This window comes from Parafrankia colletiae (assembly GCF_001854655.1).
Classification (GTDB): Bacteria; Actinomycetota; Actinomycetes; order Frankiales; family Frankiaceae; genus Parafrankia; species Parafrankia colletiae.
This window is the reverse complement of sequence record NZ_MBLM01000170.1, coordinates 13,506-29,766: the sequence shown is the minus strand read 5'-3', so window position 1 is coordinate 29,766 and position 16,261 is coordinate 13,506. Positions and strand designations below refer to the sequence as shown.

The window sequence follows — 16,261 nt, the reverse complement described above, 5'->3', positions numbered from 1 at the left end:
GAGTCGGTGTATCGGAACATGACGACGTTCCTGTTGGAGAAGGAGCCCGGGTTCGGGTCGCACGGCGGGATCACGATCCCGGGCAAGCTCGACAAGCTCGGGTACAAGGGTGTCGAGACGACGGAGATGATCCTGGATGGGCACCGGACGCCGGCCAGTTCCATCCTGGGTGGGCCGGACGCGGCGGGGCGTGGTTTCTACCAGATGATGGATGGTGTCGAGGTCGGCCGGGTGAACGTGGCGGCCCGTGCCTGCGGCATCATGATCCGGGCGTTCGAGCTCGCGATCGCGTACGCGCAGCAGCGGCGGACGTTCGGCYGGYAGATCGCGGATCATCAGGYGATCGCGTTCAAGCTCGCGGAGATGGCGACGAAGGTCGAGGCCGGGCATCTGATGATGGTCGCCGCCGCGCGGAAGAAGGACAGCGGGCAGYGTAACGACGTCGAGGCGGGGATGGCGAAGTTCCTGGCCAGTGAGTACTGCCACGAGGTGACGACCGAGTCGTTCCGGATCCACGGCGGCTACGGGTACTCCAAGGAGTACGAGATCGAGCGGCTCTACCGCGAGGCCCCGTTCATGCTGATCGGCGAGGGCACCTCCGAGGTCCAGAAGCGCATCATCAGCCGCGCCCTGCTCAAGGAGTACAAACTCCGCGGCTGAACCAGGGTGGCCGGCGGCGAGCCGGCCACACGCCGTCGGCGGGTGCGGTGTCCCGCCCCGTCGACGGCGCCAGCCTCACTGGCCGGCTGGTGTCTGACCGGCTGGTGTGTCGCCCCGGCTCGGAAGGGCGACGACGGCGGACCCGGGCATGACGTTCGCGCCACGCTGGTTCGTCGCCCAGGTCTCCACCCGCACGACGTGGTCGCCGTCGGCGTCGATCTCCTTGGYCACCACGCGGCCACCGAGGCGCACCACGTCCGACAGGTAGACGTGGCTGYGGTACTGGCCGTGCAGGGCCTTGAGCGAGCCGTCGTCCCCCATCCAGTTGGTCAGGGAGTGGATCTGCCAGCAGGTGCGCTGGATACCGACGTCATAGGCGATCTGGGCACCCTGAAGGCGCGCCGCGTAGTCGTTGTAGTGCACCGAGTAGACCGGCTCCAGCGCGTGGGTGTTCGGGTCACGGAAAGCCCACTTCGGGTGCTTGTGGTAACGCCGCAACGCGACACCGTGCGCGGAGATGCGGGGAATCGGAGCAGCACCCGCGGCGATGTAGGCGATGAAGTCGGTCAGACCGATCGGGCCCTTGGTGATGACGTCGATCTCGTCGCCGACGGCGACGTCCTCCCAGTACCGCGGCACCGCTCCGCGCGGGCGCTCGGCGAGGACGTCCGCCTCGACCGCGGCAAGCTCGCTGTCGGTCCACGGGTGGGGCAGCTCGATCTTGCGGGAGTCGCGCCGCTTCTGCATCTCGCCGCGCTCGAAGCGCATCCGCGAGCAGATGAACGTGGCGACCAGCTCACCGTGCTGGTTGCGGTACTCCTGGCGCAGGAAGTCCTTGATACGGCGGCCGCCGAAGTTGCTGTCGACCGGCCCCTCGAACCCGTCGAACACCACCGTCGCCGTGATCTTGTCGTCCACGTGGATCGGCCGCTCGAAGGTCATGGTCGTCTCGGCGTGGAACCCGCCCAGGCCGCGCCATCCCACCTGGACGGAGCCGAGGCAGGCGAAGATGAAGCTGGGGGGAGCCACGATGCCGCCATGTCGGGTGCCCGCCGCATAGGCGGCGTCGGTCCACAGCGGGTTGTCGTCACCGATCCCCTCGGCGAAGCGCAGGATGGCCAGGCGGGTCGCGTACTCGTTGTTGATGCAGGCGTCGGTGCGCAGCTGCGTACCGATCAGCGCCCGCATCTCCGCCAGCAACTCGTCGGTGAACTTGCCCAGCGCCAGTTCTCTCCCGATTTCGTCGGTCTTTTCCTCATGTGTCGTCGTCATCTGTTTCCCATCTGCAGTCGGGCGGAGCGGATAGCAGTGGCGTGCTGTGGCCCCGGGGCCCTGGCTCCACGGGGATTCCACGGACCTGGGGTCGGGTTGGTCGTGGGGCCGGCGGCAGGGCTGGGCGGGGGGCCACGCGCACGAAGTGGCGGCGGCGGCGGTGGCGCTCGGCCGACGGGCCCCGTGCCGCGCGTGCCGGCGGGCGGTCATGACCGCGCTCYGAGCCAGCCGCCGCAGCGGCGGGACCTGCTGGCGTGAGCGGACGCGCCGCGTGGCGCCGTACGCCGGGACCCGGAGCGGGACCGACCGCGGCCTCGATGGTCGGCATCGACCACCCCTCCTCGATCGTTCCTAAATCAGAACGTTGGGTCGCCATTACGGATACTTTCACCGCCTGGGGTGGGTGTCAACGCGGCCGCGGGCGGCCCTCGCTGTCGGGGCCGAGGCGCGCACCTATTGACTTGCCGCGTTGGGCGCAGCTAATTTCCCTCCAGAGTTCCCGATTGGAGATGATGGTTCGTATATACGAACCAAGTGAGGCTGCGGATCACTCCGTCGCAGCCCGTCGTGCGGCCCGAGCTGTGTGCGGGCCGGCCGACAGGGGCGACGACGCTCCGTGGCGGGAGCCGGCCACGGCCTGCAGTGYCCCCGGGCCTGCCGGCGTGTGGTCGAGAAGTTCAGGGCCGGTCGTCGTCCGGGATCCATCGCGGGTCCCCACGTCGCCGGCAGTGTGCGACAGCGGAGGCGTCTGTCCCTCTCCGCGATGAACAGCCCAGGAGCCCCAGTGACCCGAGTCAGGACATCTGCGCGGCAGGCGAGACGGCGGCAGGGACGACTTGTCGGGAGTAATTCCCCCTTATCGTCCGACTGCTGCCGGGATGCGAAAGCCGCGAGTGCCTGGAACGAGCCTTCGGGAGGCATGGGTAGATCGGCCGCCGAGCCGCCCGACAACTCGTGGAGTTTTCCAGATGACGTTACAAGACGCGCCCGCACAGGATCTGCCGGCCGACCGGCCCATCGAGAGTGGGAACGAGTCGGACCCGAAGAAGATGCGCCGGGTCGCCACGGCGAGCCTCATGGGCACCGTCATCGAGTTCTACGACTTCGGTATCTACGCCACCGCGGCGGCCCTCGTCTTCGGGCATGCCTTCTTCCCGGCCCTCGGTGAACACGCCGGTATCGTCCTGTCGTTCGCGACCCAGGGTGTCGCCTTCGCCGCCCGCCCGCTGGGGTCGATCCTGTTCGGGCACTTCGGTGACCGACTCGGGCGCAAGCGGACCCTCATCTTCACGATGTCGTTGATGGGCGTCTCCACCGTCCTCATCGGCCTGCTGCCCACGGCGGCGACGATCGGGGTCGCGGCGCCGATTCTGCTCGTCCTGCTCCGCATCGCGCAGGGCCTGGCCGCCGGCGGAGAGTGGGCGGGTGCGGCGCTGTTCACCTCCGAGCACTCACCGAAGARCCGTCGCGGCTTCTGGGCGATGTTCACAAATCTCGGCGGCGCGCTCGCCAACATCCTGGCCCTGACCGTGTACCTCATCGCGGCCCTGTTCGTCGCCGACGACACCTTCACGGACTGGGGATGGCGCGTGCCCTTCCTCCTCAGCGCCGTGCTCATCGGCGTCGGTCTCTGGGTGCGGCTGAAGGTCGAGGAGACTCCGGCGTTCGAGGTCGAGGCGAAGCGTCGGCGTGGCACCCGCACGCTGCCGTTCAAGGAGGCTGTCGTCAACCAGTGGAGGGAGATCCTGCTCGGRGCGGGAGCGCTGGTGATGGCCTTCGCCCTCGGCTACATCGGGATCGCGTACCTCACCCACTACGGCACCGCCACGCTCGGCCTGAGCCGACCCGAGGTACTGTCGGCCGGAATTGCCGGAAACGTGATGAACGGCCTGGYCATCATCTCGGGCGGCATTCTGTGCGACCGGTTCGGCCGGAGGCGGATCCTGCTGATCGCCAGCGCCGCCGRCATCCCGTGGTCGCTTGTCCTGTTCCCGATTCTGGACCAGGGAACTCTCGCTGCCTTCTGGATCGGCATGGCGGGGACGTTCCTGATCGCCGGCCATGGTTTCGGCGTCGCCGGGTCGTTTATGTCCGAGCTCTTCCACACCCGCTACCGCTATACGGCGGCTGGGCTTTCCTACAGCCTCGCGGGTGTCATCGGAGGTGCCATACCGCCACTGATCGCCGCCAGCATCATCGACAGCCAGGGCGGATTCGTGTTCGGGCTGATTCTGGCTGCCTACTGCGTGGTCGCTCTGGTGTGCACGCTGGTCCTGCGGGAGACCGCGAACAACGAGCTGGTCGACCAGCCCGCRCCAGGGCAGAAGGCGACATCGTGACACTCACCGTCACCGCGGTCTCGGTGGGCCGCGTGTTCGGCCTGCACAAGCCGTCGCTCACCTATCTCCGGGGCTGGGGTGAGACGCTGGACATTCCGCTGATCATGTTCGTGATCCAGGGGGGTCCCGCCCCGGTCATCGTCGACACCGGAGCCGACCTGAGCCGGGCCTGGGAACACCACCGGATCAGGATGGAGCAGACGCCCGAGGAGCAGCCCGACGCGGCTGTGCGCGCACTGGGCATCGACCCCGACGAGGTCGGTCTGGTCGTCAACACCCATCTGCACTGGGACCACTGCTCCAACAACCATCTGTTCCCGAACGCCCGCATCGTCCTGCAGCGCCGCGAGATCGACTTTGCCCGCCGGCCGGTCGCGTGGCATCGCCGCCAGTTCGAGGCCGTGCCCGACCTGCCCCCGGCGTGGCTGCGCGCCGAGGACCGGATCGATGCGATCGATGGTGACAGCGACCTCGCACCAGGGGTCTCGGCGGTTTCCCTGCCCGGGCACACGCCCGGCTCGCAGGGCGTCCTGATCGAGGCTGCGACGAACCGCTATCTGATCGCGGGTGACTGTGTCGACCTGTACGAGAACTGGGAGGGCGATGCCGAGGCCGACCGCATTCCGTCCGGCTTCTTCACCGATCTCGTGGCCTACGAGGAAAGCGTGCGACGGATCGAGCGGTTCGGCTGCGAGGTCATCCCGAGCCACGACCCCCTGGTCGTCGAACGGCGGGTCTTCCGCTGAGCACGCGAACTTGATGCGTTGACCATCGACAAGTGGCATCTTAGAGTCGAAGGTACGTAAATGCGTATCGGTGTTCGATAGTGCGAACAGAACGTGTGATCATTGTCGAGCCTCGCCGGCCGCAGGGCCCGCGTGGACGGCGGAGAGGAAACGGCGATGAGCGGCTCGATCCCCACGTGGGGACGCGATGTCACGGTCGAGGAGCTTGGGGGCGTGYCGTACCGCATGTACGCGCCACGTGCCCGGCGGCTGGAGTCCCTGCTGGATCACGCTGACCGCTGGGCGGGTCGGGCCCACATCGTGCAGGGCGATGTGCGGCTCGACTTCGCCGATCTCGTGCCCGCGGCCCGCCGCAAGGCGGCCCAGCTGCGCGAGCACGGAGTGGTGCGGGGGGACCGGGTCGCGCTGCTGGGCTGGAACAGCCCGGACTGGGTGGTGAACCTCTGGGCCACCTGGTGGGCCGGCGCCGTTCCCGTCCTGGTCAACGCCTGGTGGAGCACGCGCGAGATGGAGCACGCCTTCACCCTGCTCACCCCCGCCGCCGTGCTCGCCGACCGCCGCCTGGAGCACAAGGTTCCCGCCGGGAGCCCGCTCGCGCCGTGGCCGATGGTCGGCGAGGTCGACGGCCCGCTGCCCGAGCGTCCCGACGGTGGCGACGAGAACGAGCCCGCGCTGATCCTGTTCACCTCGGGCAGCACCGGCTTCCCCAAGGCGGTCGTGCTCTCGCACCGCTCGATCATCTCCGGCCTGCACTCGCTGCTGCGTATCACCAAGCGGCTTCCGCAGGAACTCGAAGGCGCGGCGCCCAGCGTCGCCCTGCACACCGGGCCGCTGTTCCACGTCGGCGGTGTGCAGACCCTGGTACGGGGAGTCGTGGTCGGTGAGAGCCTGGTGTTCCCGGTAGGGAAGTTCGACGCGGACGCGGCGATGGATCTCATCACCGCACACGGCGTCACCCGCTGGAGCGCCGTTCCCACCATGGTCAGCCGGCTGCTCGACGCCCAGGCCCAGCGGCCGGTCGACCTGCACAGCCTCCGGTCCCTGACGCTGGGTGGCGCACCGGCCCACCCCAGCCTGTACCGGCGGATCCGCGAGGAGCTGCCGTCCGTCCAGGCCCGCGTCGCCACCGGCTACGGCCTCACCGAGAACGGCGGCCAGGCGACCGCGGCGAGTGGCCGCGACACCCGTGACCGGCCCGGGTGCTGCGGCCTGCCGCTGCCCACCGTCGAGATCTCCTTCGGAGACGGGTCACCGGGCGGGGACGGTGAGGTGCTGATCCGTGCCGCTTCGCAGATGATCGGTTACTATGGGGAGGTATCTGGTCCCATCGATGCCGACGGGTGGCTGCATACCGGAGACCTGGGCTACCTCGACGAGGACGGCTACCTCTGGGTGACCGGCCGGAGCAAGGATCTCATTCTCCGCGGGGGCGAGAACATCGCGCCGCTGTCGGTGGAACGCGCACTCGTGGGCGTACCCGGCGTCCTCGACGCGGCGGTGATCGGCCTGCCGCACGCCGACCTGGGCGAGGAGGTGGCGGCGGTCGTGGTGGTTGACAGGGYCACCGCTGACCGACCGGACCTCGTGGAGCACGTCATCAAGGTGCTGCGTTCGGAGCTGGCGTCCTTCGCGATACCGACCCGGTGGCGCTTCCAGACCGAGGAGCTGCCGGTGCTCGGGTCGGAGAAGGTCGACAAGCACACGCTCGCGGCGGCATTCGTCGCCGAAGCCGCCGCGTCCCGATGAGCAGCCCGGCCTCGGGTCGCCGCAGGCCGACGCGGCGCCCGAGGCCGGGCGCGGCCAGGGAGGGGTGATGGTGCGATCCGCCCTCGTCATCGGCGGTACCGGGCCGACCGGCCCGGGAGTGGTGCGGGGACTGCTCGACCGCGGCTTCGACGTGACGATCCTGCACGGCGGCCAGCACGAGGTCGAGCTGCCCGGCGAGGTCCGCCACATCCACACCGACCCGCACTGGCCGGAGACACTCGGTGCCGGTCTGGGCCGAGCGGAGTTCGACCTCGTGGTGGCGCAGTACGGACGGCTCGCGGTCACGGCGCAGGTCCTTGCCGGCCGCGCCGACCGGGTGGTCGCCGTCGGGGGCGCCCACGGCTCTCTCGCACATGCCGCCGATCCGCGCTGGGGCACACTGGGCAGGCCCGCCATGCCCTCCGAAGATGCCGAGTACCTGGAACAGGACCCGGCCCAGGGCACTCTTGCGGTCAGGATGGCCGCGGCGGAACAGGCCCTGTTCGACGCCCACGCGGCAGGCGCCTTCGCAGCGACCCTGCTGGCTTATCCCGTGGTCTACGGCCCGCGGCAGGTCGCGCCGCACGACTGGTGCATCGTGCGGCGCATTCTCGACGGCAGGCGCCGGATAGTCATTGCCGACGGAGCTTTCCGCCTGGAGAGCAGGCTTTACACCGAGCATGCGGTGCAGGCCGTTCTGCTGGCGGTGGACCACCGCGCGGCCGCGGCCGGGCGCAAGTTCGTCGTCGCTGACGACGCCGTGTTCACGATGCGCCAGCGCATCGAGTTCGTCGCCGCCCGCCTCGGGGTGGACGTGGAGCTGGTCGACATGCCCTACCAGCTGGCGACCCCGTGCCATCCCTACTGGCGTCACGGACCCGACCACCGGCTGCGCGGCAACGCCCGGATCCGGGCCGAGCTCGGCTACGCCGACACCGTCCGCCCGGCGGATGCCTTCGGCGCCACAGTCGACTGGCTGGTCGAGAACCCGCCCGCGCCTGGCGGTCCGGAGGAGAAGYGCCTCGGCGACCGGTTCGACTACGCCCATGAGGATGACCTGATGGCGCGCTGGGCCGCGCTGCGCGGCGGGTGGGCCGACGACGCGGAGCCGTTCCGGCCGGTCCACGCCTACCGCCACCCGCGCCGCCCCGACGAGACGTGGCACGCCGGCGGGGCGGCCACGCCGTCATAGTTGCGGCGCGGCCGTCCCGGCCCGGCTTGTACTGATGAAGCTCCTGTCCTGCTGACGGAGCTCGTGTCCTGACGACAATCCGCCCGCCCGCCCGGGTGGGGCGGACGGGCGGGCGGCAAACGGGCTCAGGCCTCGGCGATGGTCGCGACGTCCATCACGAACCGGTACCGGACGTCGCCCGCGGTGAGGCGGTCGTACACCTCGTCGAGCTGCTTCGCCGCGATGACCTCGACCTCGGCCTTGATGCCCTTCTCGGCGCAGAAGTCGAGCATCTCCTGCGTCTCGGGCATACCGCCGCTCATCGAACCGGCCAACGTGCGGCGGTTCGTCAGCAGCGTGTAGGGGTCGATCCGCAGCGGCTCGTCGGGCACGCCGAGATTGACGAACGTGCCGTCCAGGTCGAGCAGGTCGAGATGAGCGGACAGGTCGTAGCTCGTCGGGACCGTGGACACGATCAGATCGAACGAGTCCCGGAGCGCGACCAGATCGCCGGTCGTCCGGTAGTCGTCCGCCCCGAGGCGCTCGGCGTCGGCGCGGCGGTCCTCGGTCAGTTCCAGGACCGTCGTGTGCGCGCCGAGAGCGTGGGAGATCTGGACGCCGACATGCCCCAGCCCGCCGAATCCCAGGATGCCGACCCGCTTGCCGGGGGCCGCGCCCCAGTGCCGCAGCGGCTGGTACATCGTTATGCCCGCGCAGAGCAGGGGTGCGGCGCCGTCCAGCGGCAGGGCGTCGGGGATACGGGCGACGAACCGCTGGTCGACGACGACGAGCTCGCTGTACCCACCCTGCGTGGTCGCCCCGTCGCGACCCACTCCGTTGTAGGTCAGCACCTTGCCGCGGCGGCAGTAGGACTCCTGGCCCGCGTTGCAGGCCGGGCAGTCCTGGCACGAGTCGACCAGGCAGCCGACCCCGACGCGGTCGCCGGCCGCCAGCCCGCGGACCTCGGCGCCGAGCTCACGGACGACGCCAGCGATCTCGTGACCGGGAACGATCGGGTAACGGGTGTGCCCGAACTCCGCGCGGGCGTGGTGCACGTCGGTGTGACAGACCCCGGCGTAGGCGATGTCGATCAGCACGTCGCGCGGGCCGACATCGCGGCGCTCGACGGTGATCGTGCTGAACGGTGCCGTCGGGCCGCTCATGGCCCGGGCCTTGGCGGTGATCATGCTGACTACCTCTCGATGGCTCGCCGGGTCCCGGGATCAGCTGATGAGCGACTGGTACTCGAGGTACTCCTCGATGCCGTACCGGCCCATCTCCCGGCCGACGCCCGACCGCTTGAGGCCACCGTGCGGAGCGCGCATGTCGATCGCCGCGCCGTTGATCCGCACGCGACCGGTGCGGATGCGCCGCCCGATGTCCCGCGCCCGTGCGGGGTCGGCGGACCAGACCGCGCCCGCGAGCCCGTAGTCGGAGTCGTTGGCGATGGCGACGGCCTCGTCGGTGTCATCGAAGGGGATGATGATGACGACCGGCCCGAAGATCTCCTCCTGGGCGAGCCGGCTGCGGTTGTCGCCGACGAAGACGGTCGGCTGCACGAAGTAGCCCCGGTCGAGGTGCGCGGGTGCCTCCGGGCCGCCCGCGACGAGGCGGAGTCCCTCGTCGATGCCGACCTGGATGTAGCCGCGCACCCGGTCGCGCTGCACGTCGGAGACCACCGGTCCGAGGGTCGTCGCCTCGTCCGTCGGGTCGCCGATCACGTAGCTCGTCGCCTTGGCCGCGGCGATCGCCTCGGCTTCGGCCAGTCGTCCGCGGGGGACCAGCATGCGCGTGAGCCCACCGCAGACCTGGCCCGAGTTGCGGAAGGCGTCGCTGAGCCCGTCGACGACGGCCTTCTCCAGGTCGGCGTCCTCGAGGATGATGTTGGCGGACTTGCCGCCGAGCTCCAGGGCGACCCGCTTCACCGACCGCGACGCCAGCTCCATCACCCGGCTGCCCGCGCGTACCGAGCCGGTGAGCGAGACGATGTCGATGAGGGGATGGGTGGCGAGCGCCTCGCCGACCTCCGGGCCCGTTCCGCTGACCAGGTTGAAGACACCCTTGGGGAGTCCGGCCTCGACGGCGGCCTCGGCGAAGATGAAGCTGCTCAGAGGCGCGACCTCGGTGCCCTTGAGCACCATGGTGCAGCCCGCGGCGAAGGCCGCACCCGCCTTGAGCGCGATCATCCGCATCGGCCCGTTCCACGGGGTGATCGCCCCGGCGACCCCGGCGGGGATGCGCCGGACGATCGTGTCGTCGAACCGCTCCTCCCACACGACGTCCTTCAGGCTCGCCGCGGCGATGCGCAGGTCGTTGATGGCGCTGCCGGCCTGCGAGCGGCGGGCGAGCGTGATCGGTGTGCCGACCTCGCTCGTGATCGTGCGCGCGAGCTCCTCGGCCCGGGAGTCGAGGATGTCGGCGATGCGGGTGATCATGTCGATCCGGTCGTCGACCGTCGTCTGCGACCAGGTTTCGAACGCCCGCGCGGCGGCCTGGGCGGCGCGGTCGACGTCGTCGGCGTGGCCACGCGGTAACGTCGCGATCGGCTCCTCGGTGGCCGGATTGATGACGGTCAGGGTCCCGGTGCCGGCCGAGCTGACCCACTGACCGTCGATGAAGATCGCGTTTTTTTCGATCACGACTGTCGTCTCCCATGCGCGAGCACCGCGAGGGCGCACTGTCACGCGTACTACGGTCACGCGTACTACGGAGTTCGCATCTACGAACTCCGGTTCCTTTTGACGATCGCGACGCTACAGTGCGCGGAAATTCAGGTCAATGCGTCAACGGGTAGGACTGCCGGGCCCCCAGCAGTTGTGGCGGAGGTGGCGGACATCGAGCTGCTCTCGTGGCGGACGGTCCGCGTGGCTTGCGGCTACTGTGCAGGCACCTGTGGGGCGGGCCGCCCGTGCGGCGGACTGCCCGGGGCTCGGCTCGGGGGTCGCGACGGAAGGGCGGGCGCAAACGTGGTCGAGGGCCATCGGACGATCACGAGGGTGACCCGCATCCTCGAGGAGGTCGTCTACCGTCCCGGGATCAGCTACGCGGAGCTGACCCGCGCACTCGAAGCCCCGAAGAGCTCGGTCTACGGGTTCATCCGGGGCCTGCTGGACACCGACTGGCTCGTGGAGCAGGATCACCGGCTCTACCTCGGGCCCGCGTTCTTCAGTCTCACCATTGCCAGCGGCGACGTCCGCGCGGGCCTGGTGTCGACGTCCGATCTCGAGACCCTGCACCAGGAAGCAGGGCTCACGGCGTTCGTGGGTGTCCGCTCCGGTGACAGCCTGCTCTACATCGCTCACGCGGGCAGCGACATGATGACCGTGTTCCAGGCACGGTCCAACATCCGGCGCAGCCTCCTGAYGACGGCCGGGGGGCGGGCGCTCCTCGCGACGCTGCCCACGTCGGAGCTTCAGGCCTACCTGCGGCGGCGGGGTGCGGACGAGGTCGAGAAGGTCGAACGGTTCCTGGCGGCGCTGCCCGGTATCCGTCAGTCGGGGGTGGCGGTCAGTGTCAACGCCACCAGTCGGCGCACGGGGGTCGCCGTCGTCCTGCCCCACGCCACCGGGCGGGCGATCGCGGCGGTGACCCTCGTCGGCGAGAGCGTGCACGTCGACCCGCGGGTGGACGAGCTCGGCGAGCTCATCAAGTGCCACATCGGGAAATGGCGCCACCGGTCGGGGGCTTCGGTGCGCGAACCGCYGTAGCGGGGGCAGGCGTCCGGCGGCGGCAGGGGCCCCTCGCGATCGCCGGACCAGGGCGACCCGTCGCGGTGCTGCGGCTTTACCCCCTGTTGACACGGCCGATCTGCCGCCCTACCTTTCTGCCAGTCGTTAGTACGGTCACACGGTCGTATATACGTCCCGAGTGTGCGTGAAGATCTGCCCGCCGTGGATCGCGAGATCCGTCGGGCCCATTCGCGGTGGTGCGAGCACCACGGCGAGCGGGGTCCACACGCATCGCACCCACGTTCTCTTCACGCTGCCAGATCGACGCGAAAGCCCACCCAACCTCCGCCAGGAGCCCTAGTAGCCACGGCTGTGACCACGCCGTGGCTCCTCGGCGACTTCAGGCGCGTTCTGACGTCCGCGACAAAGGAGCCACAAATGCCCGCTATGCGACGACTGCCCTTACTTCCCTTACGAAGGTCGTCTTCGTCGCCGAGGTCGCGGCGGACCGTGTCCGCCGTCGCTGTCCTTGCGGTCGCCGGGAGTATGGCGGCGGCCTGCGGGGGGTCCTCGGACAACAGTGCGGGGTCGGACGGGGCACTGAAGGTCAAGATCATGTCGACCTCGGCGACCTTCACCGACCTTCCCACCACGGTCATCGTCGCGCAGGACTACTTCACGCAGGTCGGACTCGACGCCGACGTCAGCTTCTCGAATGCGAGCAACGCGTCTCTGGTCACCCAGGCGGTGATCTCCGGGGACACCAACATCGGTACGTCCGGTGCAGGCGCGCTGTACAACGCCTACGCCGAGGGAAAGACGAACCTCGTCAGCCTCGGTACCACCAACCCCAGTATCACCTTCGGGCTGGCGCTGAACCAGGAGACGCTGGACACTCTCGCCGAGCGCGGAGTGACACCGGAGTCGTCCGCGGACGAGCGCGTCAAGGCCCTGCGCGGCCTCACCCTCACCTCCTCGCCGGAGGGCTCCACCGGCAACACCTATCTGCGTCTCATGCTCAGCGAGCACGGCGTCGATCCGGACCGTGACGTGACGATCCTTCCCAACAACGACGCCACCGCCCAGATCGCGACCACGCGGCAGGGCCGGGTCAGCGGGTTCGCCCAGTCGTTCCCGCGGGCCAACTTCCCCGAGGCGGAAGGCTGGGGCGGACTGTGGCTGAACTGGTCGGTCGACCTTCCCTCCGTCCTGCCGCTGGCCGCGCACGAGTACTACACCACCCGCTCCTGGCTGGAGCAGAACCCCGAGATCGCCAAGCGCGTCATGCAGGCCATGTGGCTGGCCCACCGGGACCTGCAGAACCCGACCGATGAACTGCGGGACAAGGTCCGGGCGTTGCCGGAGTTCTCCAACCTGAACGAGACGGCCTTTAACGAGGGCTGGGAGTTCGCGGTCGGTGCCTACAAGGGCGCGACTCCCCTCACGACCCAGGAGATGTTCGACAACCAGGTCCGGATCGTGAACCTCACCCGTGACTCGCCGATCAGTTTCGGCTTCGACGACATCTACGACCTGAGCGCCGCGGAAGCCGCGCAGCCGTGACGAGGAGGCGATGATGTCGAAGATTCCCCTGACCGGGACCGCAGGGCCCGGGAAGACCGCGACCTCGGCGGAGAAGGGCCCGGAGTTCTCCTTCCAGAAGGTCAGCCGGAAGTTCCGCTCCGGTGACGGGGAGTTCACCGCGCTCGAGTCGGTCGATCTCGATATCGAGAGCGGCTCGTTCGTCTGCTTCATCGGTCCGAGTGGATGCGGCAAGACCACGCTGCTGAACATGTCTGCCGGGCTGCTGGCGCCGAGCGAGGGCGCCGTCTACTTCCGCGGTAAGCGGCTGAACGGGGTCAACACCGGGGTCGGGTTCATCACCCAGCACGACAATCTTCTGCCGTGGCGCACTCTGGAGAAGAACGTCGGGATCGCCCTCGAGATCGAGAAGGTGCCCCGCAAGGAGCGCCGTCAGCGAGTCGCCGAGGTGATCGAGCTGGTGGGGCTCAAGGGCTTCGCGCAGCGGTACCCCTCGCAGCTGTCGGGCGGTATGCAGAAGCGCGCCTCGCTCGCGCGTGGCCTGGTGTACAACCCCTCGACGCTGCTCATGGACGAGCCGTTCGGGGCGCTCGACGCGCAGCTGCGGTTCACGATGCAGAAGGAGCTGCTGCGGATCTGGGAGCGGGACCGCAAAACCATCATCTTCGTGACGCACGATCTGGATGAGGCTCTTCTGCTCGCCGACAAGGTCGTTGTGTTCGGAACCCGCCCGGGGCGCGTCGTCCACGTGGAGGACGTCCCGCTGGAGCGGCCGCGTGACCTCGCCGAACTGCGGCTCAGCCCGGTCTACGGCGAGCTCTGGGAACGACTGTGGAAGTTGCTGGACCACTCTTCGCCCGCGAAGGAGACATCGTGAACCCGACGCCGGTGTCAACAACGGCCGGAGCGCAGGCCGGACCACAGGGCGGACCACAGGGCGGCGGCGTCCAGGCCGGGCTGCTGGGCGGCCCCGTGGYGGCCACCATCACCAGCTCGGACGAGCAGTCGTCCACCACCGCGGCCCGCAAGCCGCGCCGCCCGATGGACATCAAGCGGCTGATCGTCCTCATCTCGCGGGTGGTACTCCCGGTCGGGCTGCTGGCGCTCTGGGAGACCGCGAGCGGGGATCCGGCGACCGAGTCGGGCGTGCTCATCGACAGCTTCTACGTCAGCAAGCCGTCCGAGATCTGGTCGGCGCTGACCGGCTGGGTCGAGGAGGGACTGCTGCTGGACAGCATCCAGGCGACCGTGATCGCAACGGTCTACGGATTCGCGGTCGGCGCGGTGCTCGGCGTTCTGGTGGGCATTGTGYTGGGCAGCARCCCGATGCTCGGCGAGATCTTCCAGCCGTTCATCGTCGCGCTCAACGCCGTCCCGCGGCTGGCCCTGGTGCCGCTTTTCATCCTGTGGTTCGGATTCGGCCTGGGTTCCAAGGTGGCGCTGGTCAGCCTCATCGTCTTCTTCCTCGTCTTCTACAGCACCTACGAAGGCGTGCGTGACGTCGAACAGCGCCTTATCGACGTGCTGAAGGTGATGAACGCGTCGAGGCTCACCGTGCAGCTGAAGGTCCGGATCCCCTCGGCTGGGACCTGGATCATTCAGGGTCTGCGGGTCTCGGTGCCCTACGCGCTGGTTGCGGCGGTCACCGCCGAGATCATCGGCGCCAACACCGGTATCGGTTATCTGATCCAGCGGTCGGCGGGTAACTTCTATACCGCTGGCGTCTTCGCGGGCATCGCGGTGCTTGTGGTGGTGTCCACCATCATCAACGCGCTGGTGACGCTGCTGGAGAAGCGCCTGCTGCGCTGGAAGCCGCGCAACCTGACCAACGCCGGAGCACCGTGAGCCTACGGTCTGGCTCCGGCCCGCTCGCGGGGATGCGCATCCTCGAGATCGCGGGCCGGGGCCCCGGGCCCTTCGCGGGCATGCTCCTGGCGGACATGGGAGCGGAGATCCTGCGCATCGACCGGCCGGATCCCCCCGCCCGCCCGCAGGCGCCCGACCACCGCCTGGAGCTGTACAACCGCGGCCGGCGCTCCGTGGTCGTCGATCTCAAGCACGAGGCGGGCCCCGAGGTGGTGCTGCGTCTGGCCGAACGGGCGGACGCGATCTACGAGGGGTACCGGCCCGGTGTCGCCGAACGTCTCGGGATCGGTCCGGACGCCTGCCTGCGGCGAAACCCGCGGATCGTCTACGGGCGCGGCACAGGCTGGGGACAGACCGGGCCGCTCGCGAGCAAGGCCGGTCACGACATCAACTACATCGCCCTCGCCGGGGCGCTCGACCCCCTCGGCTACGCGGGCGGGCCACCCGCCATCCCCCTCAACCTGATCGGTGACTACGCGGGCGGGGGCATGATGCTCGCCTTCGGCATCGTGTGCGCGTTGCTCGAGGCGCGCGGCTCCGGCCGGGGCCAGGTGGTCGACGCGGCGATGGTGGACGGGGCGTCGCTGCTCATGACCCTCTACCACGGACGTCGGATGATGGGCACGTGGAGCGACGAGCGCGGCACGAACTACGTGGACTCCGGCGCGCCCTTCTACAACGTCTACGAGACGAGCGACCACCGGTATGTCGCGATCGGCGCGATCGAGCCGAAGTTCCAGCGGGTGCTGTTCGACGCCATCGGCGTGGACCTCGACGGCATCACCATGCCGGTGTCGTCGGTGGACCGTACCGACTGGGCCGAACTGCGGCGCAGGCTCGCGGCGGTCTTCGCGACCCGTACCCGCGACGAGTGGACCAAACTGCTCGCTGACGTCGACGGCTGCTACTCGCCGGTGCTGGGCCTCGGGGAGGTGTCCGAACATCCCCATCACCAGGCCCGTGACGGGTTCCCGGAACTGGACGGGATTCCCCAGCCCGCCCCGGCGCCCCGGTTCGGGCGGACCCCGGCCGCCTTCGGGACGGCCCCGCCCCGACCCGGGGAGCACACCCGGGAAGCCCTGGCGGAGTGGGGCTTCACCGACGACGAACTGCAGACGCTGCACCGGGACCGCGCTGTCCGGTAGCAGCCGTGCGATCGCGGCAACGGCGATCCGGACCAACGGCGATCCGGTTCCCGACGGCGGTCCGCCCATGACGGTGCCCACCGGCAGCTGCCGGTGGGCACCGTCA

13 protein-coding genes are annotated in these 16,261 nt (G+C 69.4%); 10 read left to right on the top strand and 3 right to left on the bottom strand.

The annotated features are described in order from the left end of the window. The coding region (locus CC117_RS31915) for an acyl-CoA dehydrogenase family protein (RefSeq protein ID WP_256385437.1) at positions 1-660 on the top strand (660 nt) is incomplete at its 5' end. A 75-nt stretch (positions 661-735) separates the two neighbouring features. Here the strand turns inward: CC117_RS31915 and CC117_RS31910 are convergent. Then, the gene (locus CC117_RS31910; RefSeq protein WP_071091566.1) at positions 736-1,932 is read right to left on the bottom strand and encodes an FAS1-like dehydratase domain-containing protein; all 1,197 of its coding nucleotides are present in this window, start codon (positions 1,930-1,932) and stop codon (positions 736-738) included. A gap of 968 nt (positions 1,933-2,900) precedes the next feature. Between CC117_RS31910 and CC117_RS31905 the strand changes: the two genes are divergently transcribed. From CC117_RS31905 to CC117_RS31890, 4 genes are all read left to right on the top strand, one after another. Further along, positions 2,901-4,271, top strand: a complete 1,371-nt coding sequence (locus CC117_RS31905) for an MFS transporter (RefSeq protein ID WP_084133091.1) — start codon at positions 2,901-2,903, stop codon at positions 4,269-4,271. Beyond that, positions 4,268-5,017, top strand: a complete 750-nt coding sequence (locus CC117_RS31900) for an N-acyl homoserine lactonase family protein (protein ID WP_071091563.1) — start codon at positions 4,268-4,270, stop codon at positions 5,015-5,017. Before CC117_RS31905 ends, CC117_RS31900 begins: the two co-directional genes overlap by 4 nt. 156 nt (positions 5,018-5,173) lie before the next feature. Continuing rightward, a complete protein-coding gene (locus CC117_RS31895; protein ID WP_071091560.1) occupies positions 5,174-6,763 on the top strand; it encodes a class I adenylate-forming enzyme family protein in 1,590 nt (529 codons plus the stop codon). A gap of 67 nt (positions 6,764-6,830) precedes the next feature. After that, positions 6,831-7,955 carry an NAD-dependent epimerase/dehydratase family protein gene (locus tag CC117_RS31890; protein WP_071091556.1) on the top strand — a complete coding sequence of 375 codons (1,125 nt, stop codon included), beginning with the start codon at positions 6,831-6,833 and terminating at the stop codon, positions 7,953-7,955. Positions 7,956-8,080: 125 nt separating this feature from the next. On the opposite strand, the gene CC117_RS31885 is transcribed toward CC117_RS31890, so the two are convergent. Further along, complete coding sequence (locus CC117_RS31885; protein ID WP_071091553.1) at positions 8,081-9,121, bottom strand: NAD(P)-dependent alcohol dehydrogenase; 1,041 nt, start codon at positions 9,119-9,121, stop codon at positions 8,081-8,083. Positions 9,122-9,157: 36 nt separating this feature from the next. Further along, positions 9,158-10,573, bottom strand: coding sequence for an aldehyde dehydrogenase family protein (locus tag CC117_RS31880; RefSeq protein ID WP_071091548.1), 1,416 nt, complete (start codon positions 10,571-10,573; stop codon positions 9,158-9,160). A 357-nt stretch (positions 10,574-10,930) separates the two neighbouring features. Between CC117_RS31880 and CC117_RS31875 the strand changes: the two genes are divergently transcribed. The 5 genes from CC117_RS31875 (at position 10,931) to CC117_RS31855 (ending at position 16,155) form a co-directional block, all read left to right on the top strand. Then, positions 10,931-11,641: an IclR family transcriptional regulator gene (locus CC117_RS31875; protein ID WP_241830595.1), complete on the top strand. Its 711-nt coding sequence runs from the start codon at positions 10,931-10,933 to the stop codon at positions 11,639-11,641. A gap of 471 nt (positions 11,642-12,112) precedes the next feature. Next, positions 12,113-13,165 (top strand): ABC transporter substrate-binding protein, encoded by a 1,053-nt coding sequence (locus CC117_RS31870; protein ID WP_241830594.1) that lies wholly within the window; start codon positions 12,113-12,115, stop codon positions 13,163-13,165. A gap of 13 nt (positions 13,166-13,178) precedes the next feature. Next, on the top strand, positions 13,179-14,021 hold the full coding sequence (locus CC117_RS31865; RefSeq protein ID WP_071091542.1) for an ABC transporter ATP-binding protein: 843 nt from the start codon (positions 13,179-13,181) through the stop codon (positions 14,019-14,021). After that, positions 14,018-14,989 carry an ABC transporter permease gene (locus CC117_RS31860; protein ID WP_084133090.1) on the top strand — a complete coding sequence of 324 codons (972 nt, stop codon included), beginning with the start codon at positions 14,018-14,020 and terminating at the stop codon, positions 14,987-14,989. Before CC117_RS31865 ends, CC117_RS31860 begins: the two co-directional genes overlap by 4 nt. After that, positions 14,986-16,155, top strand: a complete 1,170-nt coding sequence (locus tag CC117_RS31855; protein WP_084133089.1) for a CaiB/BaiF CoA transferase family protein — start codon at positions 14,986-14,988, stop codon at positions 16,153-16,155. The genes CC117_RS31860 and CC117_RS31855 overlap by 4 nt, the downstream gene beginning before the upstream one ends. Positions 16,156-16,261: the final 106 nt, after the last annotated feature.